Annotated in this window: 14 protein-coding genes; 8 read left to right on the top strand and 6 right to left on the bottom strand. The window is 76.0% G+C overall.

From position 1 onward, the window contains the following. The first annotated feature begins 101 nt into the window (after positions 1-101). Together OG689_RS33605 and OG689_RS33600 are read left to right on the top strand one after the other, a co-directional pair. The gene (locus OG689_RS33605) at positions 102-1,274 is read left to right on the top strand and encodes a hypothetical protein (RefSeq protein WP_266324604.1); all 1,173 of its coding nucleotides are present in this window, start codon (positions 102-104) and stop codon (positions 1,272-1,274) included. Positions 1,275-1,320: 46 nt separating this feature from the next. Next, entirely contained in the window at positions 1,321-2,262 is a 942-nt protein-coding gene (locus OG689_RS33600) for a DUF2797 domain-containing protein (protein ID WP_266324602.1), read from the top strand. A gap of 159 nt (positions 2,263-2,421) precedes the next feature. Here OG689_RS33600 and OG689_RS33595 read toward each other — a convergent pair whose 3' ends face one another. The 3 genes from OG689_RS33595 to OG689_RS33585 form a co-directional block, all read right to left on the bottom strand. Next, positions 2,422-3,414 (bottom strand): LacI family DNA-binding transcriptional regulator, encoded by a 993-nt coding sequence (locus OG689_RS33595; RefSeq protein WP_266327636.1) that lies wholly within the window; start codon positions 3,412-3,414, stop codon positions 2,422-2,424. Between the two features lie 197 nt (positions 3,415-3,611). After that, positions 3,612-4,085: an HD domain-containing protein gene (locus OG689_RS33590; RefSeq protein WP_266324600.1), complete on the bottom strand. Its 474-nt coding sequence runs from the start codon at positions 4,083-4,085 to the stop codon at positions 3,612-3,614. 46 nt (positions 4,086-4,131) lie between these two features. Continuing rightward, a complete protein-coding gene (locus tag OG689_RS33585; protein WP_266324598.1) occupies positions 4,132-4,416 on the bottom strand; it encodes an HPr family phosphocarrier protein in 285 nt (94 codons plus the stop codon). 377 nt (positions 4,417-4,793) lie between these two features. On the opposite strand from OG689_RS33585, the gene OG689_RS33580 reads away from it, so the two are divergent. The 3 genes from OG689_RS33580 (at position 4,794) to OG689_RS33570 (ending at position 8,680) form a co-directional block, all read left to right on the top strand. Then, on the top strand, positions 4,794-5,555 hold the full coding sequence (locus OG689_RS33580) for a DeoR/GlpR family DNA-binding transcription regulator (RefSeq protein WP_266324596.1): 762 nt from the start codon (positions 4,794-4,796) through the stop codon (positions 5,553-5,555). Continuing rightward, a complete protein-coding gene (gene pfkB, locus OG689_RS33575) occupies positions 5,552-6,496 on the top strand; it encodes a 1-phosphofructokinase (protein WP_266324594.1) in 945 nt (314 codons plus the stop codon). Before OG689_RS33580 ends, pfkB begins: the two co-directional genes overlap by 4 nt. 111 nt (positions 6,497-6,607) lie before the next feature. Then, positions 6,608-8,680 (top strand): fructose-specific PTS transporter subunit EIIC, encoded by a 2,073-nt coding sequence (locus OG689_RS33570; protein WP_266324592.1) that lies wholly within the window; start codon positions 6,608-6,610, stop codon positions 8,678-8,680. Between the two features lie 324 nt (positions 8,681-9,004). On the opposite strand, the gene OG689_RS33565 is transcribed toward OG689_RS33570, so the two are convergent. Beyond that, positions 9,005-9,268: a dsRBD fold-containing protein gene (locus OG689_RS33565; RefSeq protein ID WP_266324590.1), complete on the bottom strand. Its 264-nt coding sequence runs from the start codon at positions 9,266-9,268 to the stop codon at positions 9,005-9,007. A gap of 231 nt (positions 9,269-9,499) precedes the next feature. On the opposite strand from OG689_RS33565, the gene OG689_RS33560 reads away from it, so the two are divergent. Next, on the top strand, positions 9,500-10,480 hold the full coding sequence (locus OG689_RS33560; protein ID WP_266324588.1) for a DMT family transporter: 981 nt from the start codon (positions 9,500-9,502) through the stop codon (positions 10,478-10,480). A 212-nt stretch (positions 10,481-10,692) separates the two neighbouring features. Beyond that, positions 10,693-11,388 (top strand): DUF6629 family protein, encoded by a 696-nt coding sequence (locus OG689_RS33555; protein ID WP_266324586.1) that lies wholly within the window; start codon positions 10,693-10,695, stop codon positions 11,386-11,388. Here OG689_RS33555 and OG689_RS33550 read toward each other — a convergent pair. Together OG689_RS33550 and OG689_RS33545 are read right to left on the bottom strand one after the other, a co-directional pair. Beyond that, positions 11,339-12,787, bottom strand: a complete 1,449-nt coding sequence (locus tag OG689_RS33550) for an NAD(P)/FAD-dependent oxidoreductase (protein ID WP_266327634.1) — start codon at positions 12,785-12,787, stop codon at positions 11,339-11,341. The genes OG689_RS33555 and OG689_RS33550 overlap by 50 nt on opposite strands. A 60-nt stretch (positions 12,788-12,847) precedes the next feature. Then, positions 12,848-14,752: a serine/threonine-protein kinase gene (locus tag OG689_RS33545; RefSeq protein ID WP_266324584.1), complete on the bottom strand. Its 1,905-nt coding sequence runs from the start codon at positions 14,750-14,752 to the stop codon at positions 12,848-12,850. A gap of 258 nt (positions 14,753-15,010) precedes the next feature. Between OG689_RS33545 and OG689_RS33540 the strand changes: the two genes are divergently transcribed. Then, complete coding sequence (locus tag OG689_RS33540) at positions 15,011-16,186, top strand: FHA domain-containing protein (protein WP_266324582.1); 1,176 nt, start codon at positions 15,011-15,013, stop codon at positions 16,184-16,186. The last annotated feature ends 26 nt before the right edge of the window (positions 16,187-16,212 follow it).

Raw genomic sequence — 16,212 nt, 5'->3', positions numbered from 1 at the left:
GCGGGGAGAGTCGGTCCGGCGGGTACCGGCCGGAGCACATGCCCGATGATCTTCCCCTGCTAGATTCTCGGGACCGTCCGACGTCGAACCCGGGGAACCCGATGCCGCGCAGTGCCCGACACCACCTGCTCCTGACGGCGGCCGCCGTGCTCAGCCTCTCCGCGTGCGGCGGCGGCACCGCCTCCGACGCCCGCTCGGCGGCCCCGCCCCCGGCCACCCGGCCGGCCGCACCGCAGGGCCCGGCCCTCGCCGGGAAGGACCGGATGATCGTCGCCTGGTGCGAGCGGTTCGGCGCCCCCTCCCCGGTGTCCGGCGACGGCAAGGTGCACGTGATCACCGTCGAGGCGCTGTCCGTGCCGGACGGGACCAGGCTCGCGAAGCAGCAGGTCACCCTGCCCGAACGCGGCTCGGTGGACACCCTGTGCGGACAGCCCCGCACCACCACGGCGGCCGCCGCCCGGGCCCTGTTCAACGCGGACTTCACCCTGATCGCGGGCACCGCGCCCGGCCCCGGCGGGGACACCCCCGGCGCGACGGCCTTCAACCTGGCCGGCACCCCGGTGGAGGCCCCGAAGCCCGCCGCCGCGGGCCCGGACAGCGCGCCCGCGTTCCAGCCGGGCACCTCCGTCCTCTGGTACGCCACCGGCGACCGGCAGGTGACCAGCCGTGACCTGGGCACGCCGGGGTCCGCACCCGCCTCGCACGGAGCCGCGCCGGGGCCCGACTTCGTCCTCGCCGGCGACCAGCCCTGGCTCCGGCGGCCGCTGGAGAGCAAGCCGGACCAGGTGGCGGTGTCGCCCGACGGCACGACGGCGGCGGGCTCCGGCCCCACCCTCTGGCGCCGGACCGACCCGGCGTCCTCCTACGCGGCGGAGTACGTCGAGCCGCTGCTGATCGGCCGTCCCGCCAACGGCCGCGCCTCCCTGCCCGGCTCGGAGCGGGTCCAGTACTGCGAACCGGTCCAGTGGATCGACGACCTCACGCTGCTCTGCAACGGCCGCGACAACATCCACCTGCTCGTCCTCGGCGCCGACCGCGGGCGGCTGGAGACGACGACCGCGCTCCTCCCGCCCGACGACCACCGCTACGTCGAGAGCGTGACACTCTCCCCCGACGGCCGCTCGCTGGCGTATCTCGAGAGCGAGGACAAGCACACCGTCCTCTTCAGGCTCGACCTCGCCCCGGGCGCCGAGCCGAGCGTGGTGGGCCCGATCGGCATGCCCCCCGAGGGAGTGGTGAACCCCCTCACCCCGCGTCTGATCGCCTGGCTTTGACGGCCACCACCGTCGATGTCGGTGGCACGCCGTACGCTCGCCGACCGTGACCACTTCCACTCCGCAGCCGCCCGCGGCCGGCCCGCCGGGCACCGGCTGGACGGCCACCGGCCTGCGCTGGCAGGACGGCCGCCCGGTGCTCACCGCGCGCAACGGCGGCCGGGAGCACGCCCGGGCCGTCGCGAGCGGGACACCGGTGGGCTGGCTGGTGGGCGGCCCGCGCCGCTGCACCGGCGTCCGCACCTCGGGCGGGCATCATCCGTGCCCGTTCGCGGCGGTCGTCGAGCCGGCCGGCAAGGCCGTCCAGTGCCAGTCCTGCCAGGACGCCGACCCCGGGCTCGCCCTCGCCCGGGACCAGGTCCTGGACAACGGCCGCACCTACCGGCTCTACCTCGCCTGGTTCGGGCCGGGGGTCGTGAAGGTCGGCATCACCGCCGACCAACGCGGCACCACCCGGCTCCTGGAACAGGCCGCACTCGGCTGGACCTTCGTCGGCCGCGGCCCGCTGCCCGGCGTACGACGGGCCGAGCTGACGGTCGCCCAGGCCGGACTGGCCCGCGAACGGCTCACCACCCGCGCCAAATCGGCCTGCTGGTGGGACCTGCCGGACGCCGCGCTGCGCCGCCACGAACTGGCCGAGCTACGGGCCTCGGTGCTGCGCCTGCTGGCCGGCCACGCGATCGAACTGCAGGCGGACGAGCCACTCGTCGACCATGTGGAGCTGTTCGGGCTGGCCGCGGGCGCGCCGCCGCTCTACCGCGAGATCACCGCGCTCGACGACGGTGCCACCCTGGCCGGGACACTCCGCCCGCCGATCGGCCGGCACCTCTTCCTCGACACCGGCCCGCAGGACCCGCCCCTGCTGCTGGACACCCGCCTGCTCACCGGCTGGACGCTCGCCCCCGCCGGCCCGGCCTCGTGCACGGGGCTGGCGACGGGCGTGCGGCGCCGACCGGAGGACAAGGGCGCGCAGGAGCCGCTGTTCTGACGGGCCGCCGTCCTCGACGGATCACCGGGAGGGTCTTGGGCCGAGGGGGAAGGCCGAGGGCGAGGAGACGTACGTCGCAGCGCGGCTCGGCTGTCGCCGAACCTGCCCGGGCCCGCCGTACCCCGCCGCACAGCCCCCGATGTACGCCCGGTCGCCGCCCTACCGCTGCGCGGCGGGCCCGGTGCTGCGGCGCAGCACCATCTCCGGGGAGACCAGGGCGTGGTTCGGGCTCGCGCCTGCGTCGCCGTCGAGTTCGGCGACCAGCAGTTCGAGGGCCCGCCGGCCGAGTTCGCCGAAGCCCTGGCGGACGGTGGTGAGCGGCGGGGTGAAGTAGGCGGCCTCGGGGATGTCGTCGAAACCGACCACGCTGACGTCCTCGGGGATGGCCCGGCCGGACTCGTGCAGGGCGCGCAGCAGGCCGAGGGCCATGTGGTCGTTGGCGCAGAACACCGCGCTGACCTGCGGCTCCTCGGCGATCCGGAGGCCGGCCTCGTAGCCGGAGCGGGAGCTCCAGTCGCCGGTCAGCACGGCGGGCACCCGGGCGCCCGCGGCCTCCAGCGCCTTGCGCCAGCCGTCCTGCCGGGTGGTGGTCTCCAGCCAGCCGGCCGGGCCGGCGATGTGGTGCACGGTGGCGTGCCCGAGGTCGAGCAGGTGGCGGGTGGCGGCGAGGGCTCCCGCCTCGTTGTCCACCGCGACCATCGGCACCCGGGAGCGGCTGCCCGAGCCGATCGCGACGACCGGCACCGTGGTGGTCAGCTTGGCGACCGCGCTGACCGCCGAGATCTGCGGGGCGAGGACGACGACACCCTCGACGCCCTGGTCGCGCAGGCGGTCCACCGCCTCCTGCACGGAGCGGCTGTCGAGCGAGCGGAGACTGGCCACGCTCACGAAGTAGCCGGCGCTGCGGGCGGCCTGCTCGATGCTGTCGAGCATCGAGGCGGGCCCGTAGAGCGCGCTGCCGAAGCTGACCACACCGAGGGTCTGCGAACGCCGGGTGACCAGCGCCCGGGCCGCCGAGTTGGGGCGGTAGTCGAGTTCCCTGATCGCGGCCAGCACCCGGTCCCGGGTGTCGGGCCGGACGTGCGGCGCACCGTTCAGGACCCGGGAGACCGTCTGGTGGGACACTCCCGCGACCCGGGCCACGTCCGCCATCACGGGCTGGCGCGGCTCGGGCTCGGTGCTTCCTGCTGCCACTCGTGGCCCCCTTGTCGGTTCGGCACCACGACTCTCTCATGAGTGCGAACGGGAGTGTATTGGTTCACGCTCACAACGGCCGGCCCCGGTGCCGGGCGGCCGCCGGCCGGGCCGGGCGGGCAGGCGTGGCGGAGCGCGGTGGGGCGGCCGCCGGCTCAGTTCGCGGGACGCCCGGCGTCCGCCGGTCCGGGCAGGCCCAGCAGGCGGTGCATCCGGGCGTACTTGGCGGTGAGCCGCTCCCCGGTGGCCGGGTCCAGGGTGGACAGCCGGACCGGGTCGGCGTTGTGGGCGAGGTCGGCCTGCTTGACGAGCAGCGCGCCCGGGGTGGCCAGGATCCGCGCCGCGTACTCCTCGGGGGCCTCGCCGGGCCGCTTGGTGACGGCGGCGACGATCGCCTTGGCCGCCGGCGGGAGCGGCGCCGCGTCCAGCCACTCCTGGGTCAGCGCGTCGTCCTCGACCGCGTCGTGCAGCCAGGCGGCGGCGATCTGCTCCGTGCTGCCGCCGCGCTCGCGCACCCCGCCCGCGACGGCGGCCAGATGCTCGGCGTACGGCCGGCCCGCCTTGTCCACCTGCCCGTCGTGGGCCCGCCGTGCGATCGTCTCCACCTCGGCCAGGCTCAGAAAGTCCATCCCGACATGCTAGGGCCCGGGCCGAGGGGGCCGTCGGCGGGCCCGCTCAGCGGCCGTCGCCGGAGTCGAGGTCGCTGCCGAGCAGGCCCGCGAGCTCGTCCAGCGCGGCCTGGGCGTGCGCGTGGTCGCCCTCGGTGGCGAGTTCCAGGGTGTCGCCGTGGCAGGCCGCGAGGGTGAGGACGGCGAGCAGGCTACGGGCGTCCACCGGGTTCCGTCCGGGCTTGCGGACGGTCACCCGGACGGGCTGGCGGGCGGCGGCCCGGGCGAAGAGCGCGGCCGGGCGGGTGTGCAGGCCGGTGGGCGAGCCTACGGAGACGAGGAGTCGGGGCACGGGGGCCTCTCCGGGTGGTGGCGGCGACGGGTGGCGGTGGCGACCGAAGGCGGTGGCGCGGGTGAGGGCGGCGGGTGAGGGCGGCCGGCTCGGGTGCGAGCGGCCCGGGCGCGGCCGGCGGCGGGGCTCCGGGATGCGGCCCGGTGCGGGGACGGGACCGGGCCGCCCGGTGGCTCGGGGGCACGGCACGGACTCGGCGCACATGTGGTTTCACGTCCGCAAAAGGAGCGTTTCGATTGGTTCTACGCCCGACTTCATGATCGTGTCAACAGATTCGGGCATTCTGAGACGGCCCGATGTCCTTTGCTTCTCCGCCGGCCGCGCGTATCGTCTGGGTTTATCAGGCGTAATCGGACACGAAACGGACCCAAACCCACATGTATGCAGCGGAGCGGCAGCAACAGATCCTGCTGCTGGCCCAGCAGCGCGGCAGGGTCGACGTACCCTCGCTCGCCGAGGAGTTCGGCGTCACCCAGGAGACCGTCCGGCGCGACCTGAGCGCGCTGGACCGGGCCGGGCTGCTGCGACGGGTGCACGGCGGTGCGCTGCCCGCCGGCGGCCTCCACCTGGAGCCCGGACTGGCCGAGCGCGACAGCACGGCGGCCGGCGAGAAGGAGCGGATCGCGAAGGCCGCGCTCGGCCTGCTGCCCACCGAGGGCAGCGTGCTGCTCGACGCCGGTACCACCGTCTCCCGGCTCGCCGCCCTGCTGCCGGCGGACAGCACCCTGAACGTGGTGACCAACGCCCTGCCGGTGGCCGCCCGGCTCGCCGACCACACCGACCTCACCCTGCACCTGATCGGCGGACGGCTGCGGCACCGCACCCAGGCCGCCGTCGACGCCTGGGCCCTGCGGGACCTCGCCGACATCCACGCCGACCTGGCGGTGATCGCCACCAACGGCTTCGACGCCGAGGGCGGGCTCAGCACCCCGGACCTCGCGGAGGCCGCGGTGAAGCGCGCCATGGTCGGGGCCGCCCGGCGGGTGGTGCTGGTCGCCGACTCCGCCAAGTACGGCGCCCGGCACTTCGCCCGATTCGGCTCGCTCGGCCAGGTCGACGTGCTGGTCACGGACACCGGGCTGACCGACGAACAGGCCGCCGAGATCGAGAGCCTGGGACCGCAGGTGATCCGCGCGTGATCGTCACCATGACGCCGAACCCGAGCCTGGACCGGACCTACGAGCTGGCGCGGCTGCACCGGGGCGAGGTCAACCGGGCCGCGTCCGACCGGGTGGACCCGGGTGGCAAGGGCGTCAACGTGGCCCGCGCGCTGACCGCCGCCGGACACCGGACCACCGCCGTGCTGCCGCTGGGTGGCTTCCCCGGGCTGCTCCTCTCCGACCTGCTGCTCCGGCAGGGGATCGACGTGGCGACCGTACCGGTCCGGGGCGAGACCCGGACCAACGTCACCGTGGTCGAGGGCGACCATGTGCTCACCAAGATCAACTCTCCGGGGCCCGAGCTGACCGAGCAGGAGTCGGCCGCCCTGCTCGCCGCCGTCCAGGAGGACTTCGCCGGCACCCGGCCGGACTGGCTGGCCTGCTGCGGCAGCCTGCCGCGCGGCCTGGCCCCCGAGTGGTACGCCGAACTGGTCGACCGGGTGCACGCCCGCGGCGCCCGGACAGCCGTCGACACCTCCGGCCCGGCCCTGCTCGCCGTCCTCGGCGCCCGGCCCGACGTGGTCAAGCCCAACCGGGAGGAGCTGGCCGAGGCGGCCGGCCGGGAGGTGGCCAGCGTCGGCGACGCCTTCGAGGCGGCCCGCCATCTGCTCAAGCAGGGCGCCCAGCAGGTGCTGGCCAGCCTCGGCCCGGACGGCATGCTGCTGGTCTCCGAGGAGGGCAGCTGGTTCGGCACCGCGCCGGTCGCCGCCGTCCGCAGCGACGTGGGCGCGGGCGACGCCTCCCTCGCCGGGTTCCTCGGCGCCGGCGGCTCCGGGCCCGGGGCACTGGCCGCGGCGCTGGCGCACGGCGCCGCCGCCGTCCAGCTGCCGGGCAGCGCGATGCCCACCCCGGCCGACCTCGATCCGGACGCGGTCTCGGTCACCGAGGACCTCCCGCTGGAGCGGCCGCTGGCCGGCTGACCGCGCGCGCGAGGCGCCACCTGCAGACACCGGCCGCCCGCGGACCACGGCCGGGACGGACCCCGGGGGCAACGGGACCCACCAGGCACCGACCGCTGAAGGAACACCACCATGCACGACTCCGGCAGACTGATCACTCCCCCGCTCGTCGACCTCTACCTCGCCCCCGGGGAGAAGGCCGAAGCCCTGCGCTCGCTCGCCCAGCGGCTGCTCGCCGAGGGCCGGATCACCGACCTCGACGGATTCCTCGGCGATGTGGCCGCCCGAGAGGCCCAGGCGCCGACCGGGATGGGCGAGGGCATCGGCATCCCGCACTGCCGCTCGGCGTACGTCACCCGGCCCAGCCTCGCTTTCGGGCGCAGCGCGCGGGGGCTGGACTTCGACGCCCCCGACGGCAGCCCGGCCGACCTGGTGTTCATGATCGCGGCGCCGGACGGTGCGGACGACGACCACCTGCGGATCCTCGCCGCGCTGGCCCGCCGGCTGACGGACCCGGAGTTCACCGGCGCCCTGCGGGCGGCCACCGACCCGACCGCCGTCGCCGCCCTGGTGAACGGCGAGGACACCCCCTCGGCCCCCGCGCCGGACGCCGTACCCGCTGCCGTACCCGCCGCCGTACCCGCCGCCGAGGGCGCTGTACCCCCCGCTGTACCCGCCGCCGGCCCCGGGGCCGGGTCGCGGCCGCGCCTGGTCGCCGTGACCTCCTGCCCCACCGGTATCGCCCACACGTACATGGCCGCCCAGGCCTTGGAGCAGGCCGCCGCCCGGGCCGGCGCCGAGATCCAGGTGGAGACCCAGGGCTCGGCCGGCTCCACCCCGCTCGCCCCCGAGGTGATCGCCGCGGCCGGCGCGGTGATCCTCGCGCACGACGTGGAGGTCAGGGACAAGGGCCGGTTCGCCGGCAAGCCGACCGTGGACGTCGGCGTGAAGGGGGGCGTCCACCGGGCGGACGAGCTGGTCGCCCGGGCGCTCGCGGCCGCCCGGGCCTGCGACCCGGCCGGGTCGCCGGCCCGCCCTGAGCCGACGGGCGCCGGTGCCCCGGCAGGCGCCGGCGGCGGACCGCCCGCCGGCCGCCGGGAGGACCACTGGGGCAACCGGCTGCGGCAGTACCTGATGACCGGGGTCAGCTACATGATCCCGTTCGTGGCGGCGGGCGGGCTGCTGATCGCCCTGGGCTTCGCGATCGGCGGGTACGAGATCTCGTCCGCGCCCTCCGTGGTCGGCCACTTCGACTGGACGGCCCGGCAGAGCTGGGCCGCGGTGCTCTTCCAGTCCGGCGCGGCCGCCTTCGGCTTCCTGGTGCCGATCCTCTCGGGCTACATCGCGTACGCCATCGCCGACCGGCCGGCGCTGGCGCCGGGCATCGTCGGCGGCGCGATCTCGGTGACGGTCGGCGCGGGCTTCCTCGGCGGCCTGGTGTCCGGGCTGGTCTCGGGGTTCCTGGTGCTCTGGTTGGTGCGCCGGCGGGTGCCGAGGGCGATCCGGGGGATCATGCCGGTGGTGGTGATCCCGCTGCTCTCGGTCGCGGTGGTCGGCTTCCTGATGTTCGTGGTGGTCGGCTCGCCGATCGCCTCGGTGATGAGCGGGCTGACCGACTGGCTGAACGGCCTGTCGGGCACCAACGCGATCCTGCTGGGCGTCCTGCTGGGCGCGATGATGGCCTTCGACCTGGGCGGTCCGCTCAACAAGGTCGCCTACACCTTCGCGGCCGGCGCGCTCACCACGGCCGGCGCCGCCCCGGACGCGGGCAGCCTCAGGGTGATGGCCGCGGTGATGGCCGCCGGCATGACCCCGCCGCTGGGGATGGCGCTCGCGACCACGCTGCGGGCCCGGCTCTTCACCCGGGAGGAACGGGAGAACGGCAAGGCGGCCTGGGTCCTCGGGGCGTCCTTCATCACCGAGGGCGCGATCCCGTTCGCCGCCGCCGATCCGCTGCGGGTGATCCCCGCCGCGATCGCCGGCAGCATGACCGCCGGCGGCCTGGTGATGGCCTTCGACTCCACCCTGCGGGCCCCGCACGGCGGGATCTGGGTACTGCCGCTGATCGGCCGCCCCGTCCTGTACGTGCTCGCGGTCGCGGCCGGCACCCTGGTCACGGCGGCGCTGGTGCTGCTGCTGAAGGGCTTCCGCGGGGCGGCCCCGGCAGCCGTCCCGGAGCGGGAGGGCGTGCCGGCGGGCGTCTGATCCGTACGGTGCCCGGGCGAGGGCGGGGCGCGGCCGTCGGACCGCGCCCCGCTCCTGGTCCGGACACCACCTCGTCCGGCCGGCCACCGGCCCCTCGTCGGCCCACGCACCGGCGCGCCCGGACTGCCCGCACCCGGTCTGCCCGCACCGAGCGCCCGCACTGCCCTGAGCTGACTGCTTTGACCTGACTGCCTTGTCCTGACTGCCTTGGCCTGACTGCCTTGGCCGACGGTCGCCGCCCGCTCAGCCCCCACCGCCGGCCGGCCGTGCCGCGGACCGGTCGGGTCGGTCGGGTCGGTCGGGTCGGTCGGGTCGGTCGGGTCGTCAGTAGATCAGGTAGGCGGGCCGGTGTCCCTCGTCGTCGATCTCGCCGACGACCTGGCTGCGCAGCTTGCGGGAGAGTTCCTCCAGCGCCCGGGCGGCCGCCATCTCCTCGCCGATCCGGGCCAGCGGCCGGTCGTCGGCGCTGCGGACGGACTCACCGCGGGCGTTCAGACCCGGCGCCCGCGCGCCGACCAGTCTGGCCTCGCACTCGGTGTGTACCCCGTCCTCCTCGAAGCTCAGCTCCACATCCCACTGGTTGTGCATGCCGCACCTCCTGGCGCAGACCCCCCTCGTCGCACCCGCTCCCACCAGCGTGCGCCCGCGCGGGGCCCGGCGGCAAGACTTGGCGGGCAGCGCGACGCGCGACGCGCGCGCCGTCGGCGGACCGGCCCCGGCCAGGCCCCCGGCGGTAGGCTGGCGGCAGCGCGCCGTGGCACCGGACCGGCCGGACCGGCTCGGATACGGCGCAACCACCAGACCTTTGGGTGGTCCTCCGTGGTGGTCTTCCTCCTGGCTGTCGGCGCGGCCTGCTGCCTGGGTCTCGGGTTCGTCCTCCAGCAACAGGCGGCCCAGCGCGCACCGCGCTCCGACCTGCTGCACTGGCGGCTGCTGCTGGACCTCATGCGGATACCGCAGTGGCTGCTGGGCACCGCGTTCATGGTCTGCGGACTGGCGCTGAGCGCCTTGGCCCTGGACAAGGGCGAGGTGTCGCTGGTCGAGCCGCTGCTGGCCACCAACCTGCTCTTCGCGATGGCCCTGGCCCGAATCCTGACCCGCCAGTCGCTCGGCCGCTCCGGCTGGTGCGGGGTGCTGCTGCTCGCCGCCGGCGTGACGGCGTTCATCGTGGCCGGCAAGCCGCAGGGCGGCGGGACGGAGGCGGGCGCGCTGCGGCACTGGCTGACGGTGGGCATCGTGGTCGGGCTGACGCTGCTGCTGGTCTCGACCGCCCGCCGGATGCCGCTGCTGGAGGAGGCCACCCTGCTCGCGCTGGCCGCCGGCCTGCTCTACGGCCTGCAGGACGCGCTGACCCGGACGGTCGCCCAGCGGCTGGACGACCACGGGCTCGGCGAGGTGCTGCGGACCTGGGAGCCGTACGCGGTGCTGGCCGCCGGTGTGGTGGGGCTGCTCCTGGTGCAGAGTGCGTTCGAGGCGGCGCCGCTGCGGATGTCCCTGCCCGCGCTGACGGCGGCCCAGCCGCTCACCGGGATCGCCTGCGCGGTGGCCTTCCTCGGTGACCAATTACGGGTCACGCCCGGGGCGCTGGCCTGGGAGGCGGCCGGGCTGGTCTGCATCGTGGTCGGGGTGGTGGTGATCGGCCGTCACCCGGCCATGCCCGGCTCCGGCTACCAGCACGGCCACGGCCACCTGCACCGCACCGAGGACGGCCCCGACGACGGCACCGGGACCGGCTCGGGGCCCGACTCCGGCTCCGGCCCCTCCGGCGGCCCCGGTCCGGACGGCGACCGCGGCACCTGACCGGACCGCCCCGTCACCACAACGGCCGCAGCCCGGCGGTTCCGGGCCGCCGCTCCGCGGCCGGAGACCTATCGTGGACGCACCCACCCGCTCCCCGGCCACCGGTGCCGGCCCCGCCGGCCAGGCCCGACGCCGCTCCGAGGCGCCGCGGCGCCCGCCGGCCGCTCCCGGCCCGGGCCCGCCGAGGGACCGGCAACCGCAGGAGGCCCCCGATGTGCTGGAGCGCCGAGGCCGACCTGGTGGCGGGCGTCGTCGTCAGCGGCCTCGGCCTGGCCTGCCTGGCACGGGTCCGGCGGGCCGGGCAACTGCCGCTGGCCGCCCTCCCGCTGGTGCTGGGGGTGCACCAGCTGATCGAGTCGGCGGTCTGGCTCGGCGTCGACGGCCGGATCGGCCCCGGTCCCGCGCAGTGGGCGCGCACCGCCTGGGCGGTGATCGCCCTGCCGCTGCTGCCCGCGCTGGTGTCCGTCGGCGTGCTGCGCGCCGTCCCCGGGGCACGGGGGCGTGGTCGGCGTACGGCGCTCGCCGTCCTCGGGGTGCTCGTGGCGGCGGCGCTGGCGGTGGCCGTCGCGACGCACCCCGTCGCCGCCCGGGCGGACGGGCACACACTGTCGTACGGGGTGGGCGTCCCGTACGCGCCGGTGCTGATCGCCGGGTATCTGACCGCCACGGTGGGCTCGCTGGTGCTGAGCGGCGACCGGGTGCTGCGACTGCTCGGTCTGCTCACCGGCGCCGCCGCGCTGGCCGCCGCCCTGCTCTGGCGGCTGGCCTTCGCCTCGGCCTGGTGCGCGCTGGCCGCGCTGGTGAGCGCGGTGCTGCTGTGGTGGGTGCGACAGGACGGCCGCCCCGGCGCGGCCCGGTTCACCGCCCGGCGTGTCCCAGGGCGCGTAGGGCGGAGCGGGCCGCGTTGAACCCGCACATCCCGTGCACCCCACCACCGGGCGGGGTCGCGGCCGAGCACAGGTAGACCCCCGGGACGCCGGTCCGGTAGGGGTCGAGGGCGGCCCGCGGGCGCAGCAGGGTCTGCCGCAGGGTGTTGGCGCCGGTGCCGATGTCGCCGCCGACGTAGTTGGCGTTGTGCCGCTCCATCCCGGCCGGCGAACGGGCGGCCAGGCCGACGATCCGCTCCCGGAGGCCGGGCGCGAAGCGCTCCAGCTGGTCCAGCACGGCCTGGGTGGCGTCGCCCTGGTGGCCGTGCGGCACATGCGCGTAGGCCCAGACCGGATGCACGTCGCCGGCCGAGCGGCCGGGGTCGGCGAGGTACTGCTGCGAGACCAGGACGAACGGGCGCCGGGGCATCCGGCCGCGGTGCACCTCCCGCTCGGCGAAGGCGATCTCCTCCAGCGTGCCGCCCAGGTGCACGGTGCCGGCGCGGCGGCAGGCCTCGTCCGTCCAGGGCACACCGCCCTCGACGGCGAGGTCCAGCTTGAAGGCGCCCGGCCCGTACTGCCAGCGCCGGTACGCGCGCCGGACCCGGGCGGGCATCCGCTCCCCGCAGATGTCCGCGGCCGCGCCGGGTGACACGTCGAGCATCACGGTGGCGGCCCGCGGCAGCTCCTCCAGCGAGCGGACCCGCACGCCCGTCTCGATCCGGCCGCCGAGCTCCCGGAGCCCGGCGGCCAGCGCGTCCGTGACGGTACGGGAGCCGCCCCGGGCGACCGGCCAGCCGAACCGGTGCCCGGAGGCGAGCAGCATCAGGGCGAAGGCCGAGGTCATCGGGCGGTTCAGCGGCTGCATGGCGTGCGCGGCGGCGCCGGCGAACAGCGCGCGGGCCTGGTCGCCACGGAAGCGCCGGGCCGTCAGGGCGGCGGGCGGGAGCGCGCGCAGTCCGAACCCGACCGTCCGCAGCGGGTGCCGGGGCACCCGGAGGGCGGGCCGCAGGACGTCCTCGGCCAGCTCGTCGAACCCGGCGGTCAGCGGCCCGAACAGCTGCTGCCAGGCCGGTCCGTCGGCCCCGAGCCGCTCCGCCGTCACGTCCACCGGGCGGACCAGCACGCCGGCCGGGGCCGCGTCCAGCGGGTGGGCCAGGTCGATCTCGGGCCACCGCCACTCGACCCCGTACTTCTCCAGGCCGGCCGAGCGCAGGAACGGCGAGCCGACCCCGAGCGGGTGCACGGCGGAGCAGTGGTCGTGCAGGACGCCGGGGACGGTCAGCTCGCCCGACCTGGTGCCGCCGCCGATCTCGGACTCGGCCTCCAGCACGGTGACGGCGATCCCCTCCCGGGCCAGCACCAGCGCCGCCGCCAGCCCGTTGGGGCCGGAGCCCACCACGATCGCCTCACCGGTACGAGCTGCGTCCATGCTCCGCATCGTCGCAGACACCGGGCCGGTTTCCACCGGCGGCCCGGCCCGGCCCCCGGCACAAAGAGGTCAACCGGTCATCGACCAGACCGTCAGCTTGCCGACGATCTCGTAGAACTCGTCCGTCGGGTTGAGCGCGGTGATCTCCACCATGGCGAGGTCGCCCTTGGTGGTGACGGTGCACAGCAGGGTGCCGACGGGCATCACGGTGGGCAGCTGCTTCATGGTGACCGGGCTGCGCAGGGGGGCGCCGTCGGCGGCCTCGCGGCACTTCTCCGCCGTCTTGTCGGCGCTCTTCCCGGTGCCCTCCTCGAAGATCAGCTCGCTCCTGTCGGCGGCCTGGAAGTACTCCCACTCCTCCTCGTACACGTCCTGGCCGTTCTTCACCTTCGGCGCGTCGAGGTCGACCGTGGTGTAGAGCGTGTGACCCGCTCCGTTGACGGTCAGCGGCCGGTCCTCGAACTTGACCACGTAGCGTCCGGGCTTCGCGGCGCCGCCGGAGGGCTTGGCACCTCCGCCGGCCTGGGCGCCGCCGGAGCTCTGGGCGGCGCCGGGTACCACCGCCGCAGGGCTCTGCGTGCCCTGCGCGTCACGGGTGTCGTCGTCCTTGCTCCCCTGCCCCACGATCCAGCTCACCGCCGAGACCGCGACCACCGCCGCCACCACGGCGGCCAGCGCCAGGCGGACCTTCCGGTTTCCTCGTGCGGCCGGCGTGGGCACGGTCGGGGCGCCGAACGGCGGCGGGGCGGCGCTCCCCGGGTACGGCGGCGGGGTGGGGGTGCCGTGGAACTGCGGCGGCGTGGGAGTCCCCTGGTACGGCGGCGGGGGCTGCGGCGCCGCGAACGGGGCCTGGGCCGGCTGCTGCGGCAGGTGGCCGGGCTGCGCCTGCGGCTGGTGGCCGGACTGCGGATAGCCGGTCGGGGGCCCGGTCGGGGGCCCGGTCGGGGGCGACTGCGGGGCGTTCGCCGGGGCCGCCGGCGGGACGGCCGGCGCCGGCGGGGCCTGGGTGACCGGAGCGGCGGTCGGCGCGCTCAGCGGGCCCTGGTCCGCCGTCGCCTGCGCCTCACGGGCCTGCTCGGCCCGGCGCGCGATCTCGGCCATCACCTGGTCGGGAAGCCAGCCGGTGAAGTCGTGCGGTGCCCGGCCGGCGGCCTCCTCGCAGAGCGCGACGAGTTCGCCGGCCGTCGGCCGGTCGGCCGGGTCGGCGGCCAGGCAACGCTCCAGGATGCCCCGCAGCGGCTCCGGGTAGCGGCTCAGCTCCGGCGGCCGGAACGCGGTGTTGGCGATCTTCGCGACCAGGGTGATCGTCCCGCCCTCGCCGTACGGGTGCCGGCCGGTCGCCGCCACCGCGGCGACCAGGCCGAGCGAGAAGATGTCGCTGGCCGGGGTCAGCGGCTCCCCGCCGGCGTGCTCGGGCGACATGAACTCGGGGGTGCCGATCAGCCCGCCGCTGCGGGTCAGCTTGGTGGAGTCGGCGGCGCGGGCGATCCCGAAGTCGATCACCCAGGGCCCGTCCGCGCCGAGCAGGATGTTGCTCGGCTTGAGGTCACGATGGATCACCCCGGCCGCGTGGATCGCCCGCAGGGCCTCCGCCACCGCGGCGACCAGCTGCAGGCTGACCGTCACCGGCAGCGGACCGCCCAGGTCGAGGGTCTCGTCGAGGGCCAGGCCCGCAACGAACGTCGAGGCCAGCCAAGGGCGTTCCCCCGTGGTGTCGTGATCCACCACCGGGACGATGTGGTACCCGGACACCTGGCGGGCCGCCCGCACCTCGTGCTGGAAGCGGCGGCGGAACTCCGCGTCGTCGGTGTACTCCCGGCGGATCACCTTCAGGGCGACGGGCTGGTTGCCCCGCGTCCTCGACAGGTAGACCACTCCCATGCCGCCCGCGCCCAGCCGGGCGAGCAGCCGGTAGCCCGCCAGCTCCTGGGGGTCGTCGGGGCCTGTCGGCCTCAGATACCCGTTGCTTCCCACGCCGTTGATGTGATCGCCCTCCCCGGTCTGATCGCAGAGTGATGGTACTGGCGGCCGGGCGACCGGGGGAACGAATCCGCACTCCCGGCGGGTTCGGCGGCCCGGCCGGCCGCCCGCCCGGCCGCTCCGTCGGACGCGCTGCGAACCCGCCCGCGGGCCGCGCCCTCGGCGTACAGTGCCAGCTGGGTACGGCGCCGGCCGGACCGGCGGTTCGCCGCCCGCCGCATGACGGGCGATCAGCGCTTGGCTGGAGGCGTGGTGGAGAAGAATCTGACGTCCTCGGCGGACCGGGCCGACTACCTGGTCGACCTCTCCAACGTCGTCCGCGACACCACGCTCGGCGGGACCGGCCCGCGGTCGCTGCGCCGGCTGGAGCTGGTGGTCAAGGCACTGGTGGCGCTCACCGGGGATCCCGGGGTGACGCTCTACCTGGTGGCCGACCGCAGCCTGCTCGCCGGGGCACGGGAGTTCACCGATCCCGAGGACGTCCGGCTGCTGCGGCACTGGGTCGGCGAAGGGCTGGTGGAGGAGGTCGGCGACGCCGACGAGCGGGTGCTGGAGATCGCCGGGATGACCGGCACCCGGGTCGTCACCGGCGACCACTACGTCCCCTACCGGGACGAGCACCCCTGGCTGCAGGGCAACACCTGGCAGTTCCTCAGACCCGAGCGGCGGCACGGCCGGCTGCCGGGGCCGGGCGTGGTGGTGCTCGTCCCGATGGACATGGGGCACCGCAGCGCGGTGGAGATCTCCCGCAAGCTGGAACTCGACGCCCTGAAGAAGCAGGGCCTGCTGGACGCCCGGCGGACCCCGCTGGCCGAGGTGGTCCGGCGTTCCTGGAGCTGCCCGGAGCCGCGCTGCTCGCTCTACGACACCCGCAGCGGCGGGCGGATCCTGCTGCCGCGGATGCGGCGCGGGGTGCCCACCTGCGAACTGCACGGCGCGGCGCTCCTGGAGGCCGGCCCGCGGACCGGGACGGCGCAGCTGAAGGCGGTGCTCGACGGGCTCTGCGCGGCCCGCTACACGCTGGACGAGGGCTCGCTGACCGTCGTCGGACGGAGCCCCGGCGCCGACGGCATCGCGCTGCACGCCCTGCTCCCGCCCGAGCGTGCGGCCCGGGTCAGCCGCCGGCACCTCGGGGTCTCGGTGCGCCAGGGGACCGTCCGGGTCGAGGACGTCAGCACCTACGGCACCCGGATCCGGCGGGCCGACCGGCGCGGCCGGCTCGGGCTCTGGCAGCAGCTGCCCCCGCGGACCGAGCAGGGGTTCCGGCCCGGGGACGAACTGGAGCTCGCGCCCGGGGTGGTCCTGGTGCGCAGCGGCCGGCTCTTCCCCGCCGAGCTGTCCGACGTCTGGCGCACCGCGGTCGGCCGGACCCCGCCGCCGACGTACGCCTCCAGCCCCACCCGGGTGCCGGACCGACGGCTGCCCTGACCACGGCGGCCGCGGCGCCGGCACAC

Origin of the sequence: Kitasatospora sp. NBC_00240 (genome assembly GCF_026342405.1) — a bacterium.
Taxonomy (GTDB): domain Bacteria; phylum Actinomycetota; class Actinomycetes; order Streptomycetales; family Streptomycetaceae; genus Kitasatospora.
This window is presented reverse-complemented; position numbering and strand designations above follow the sequence as displayed.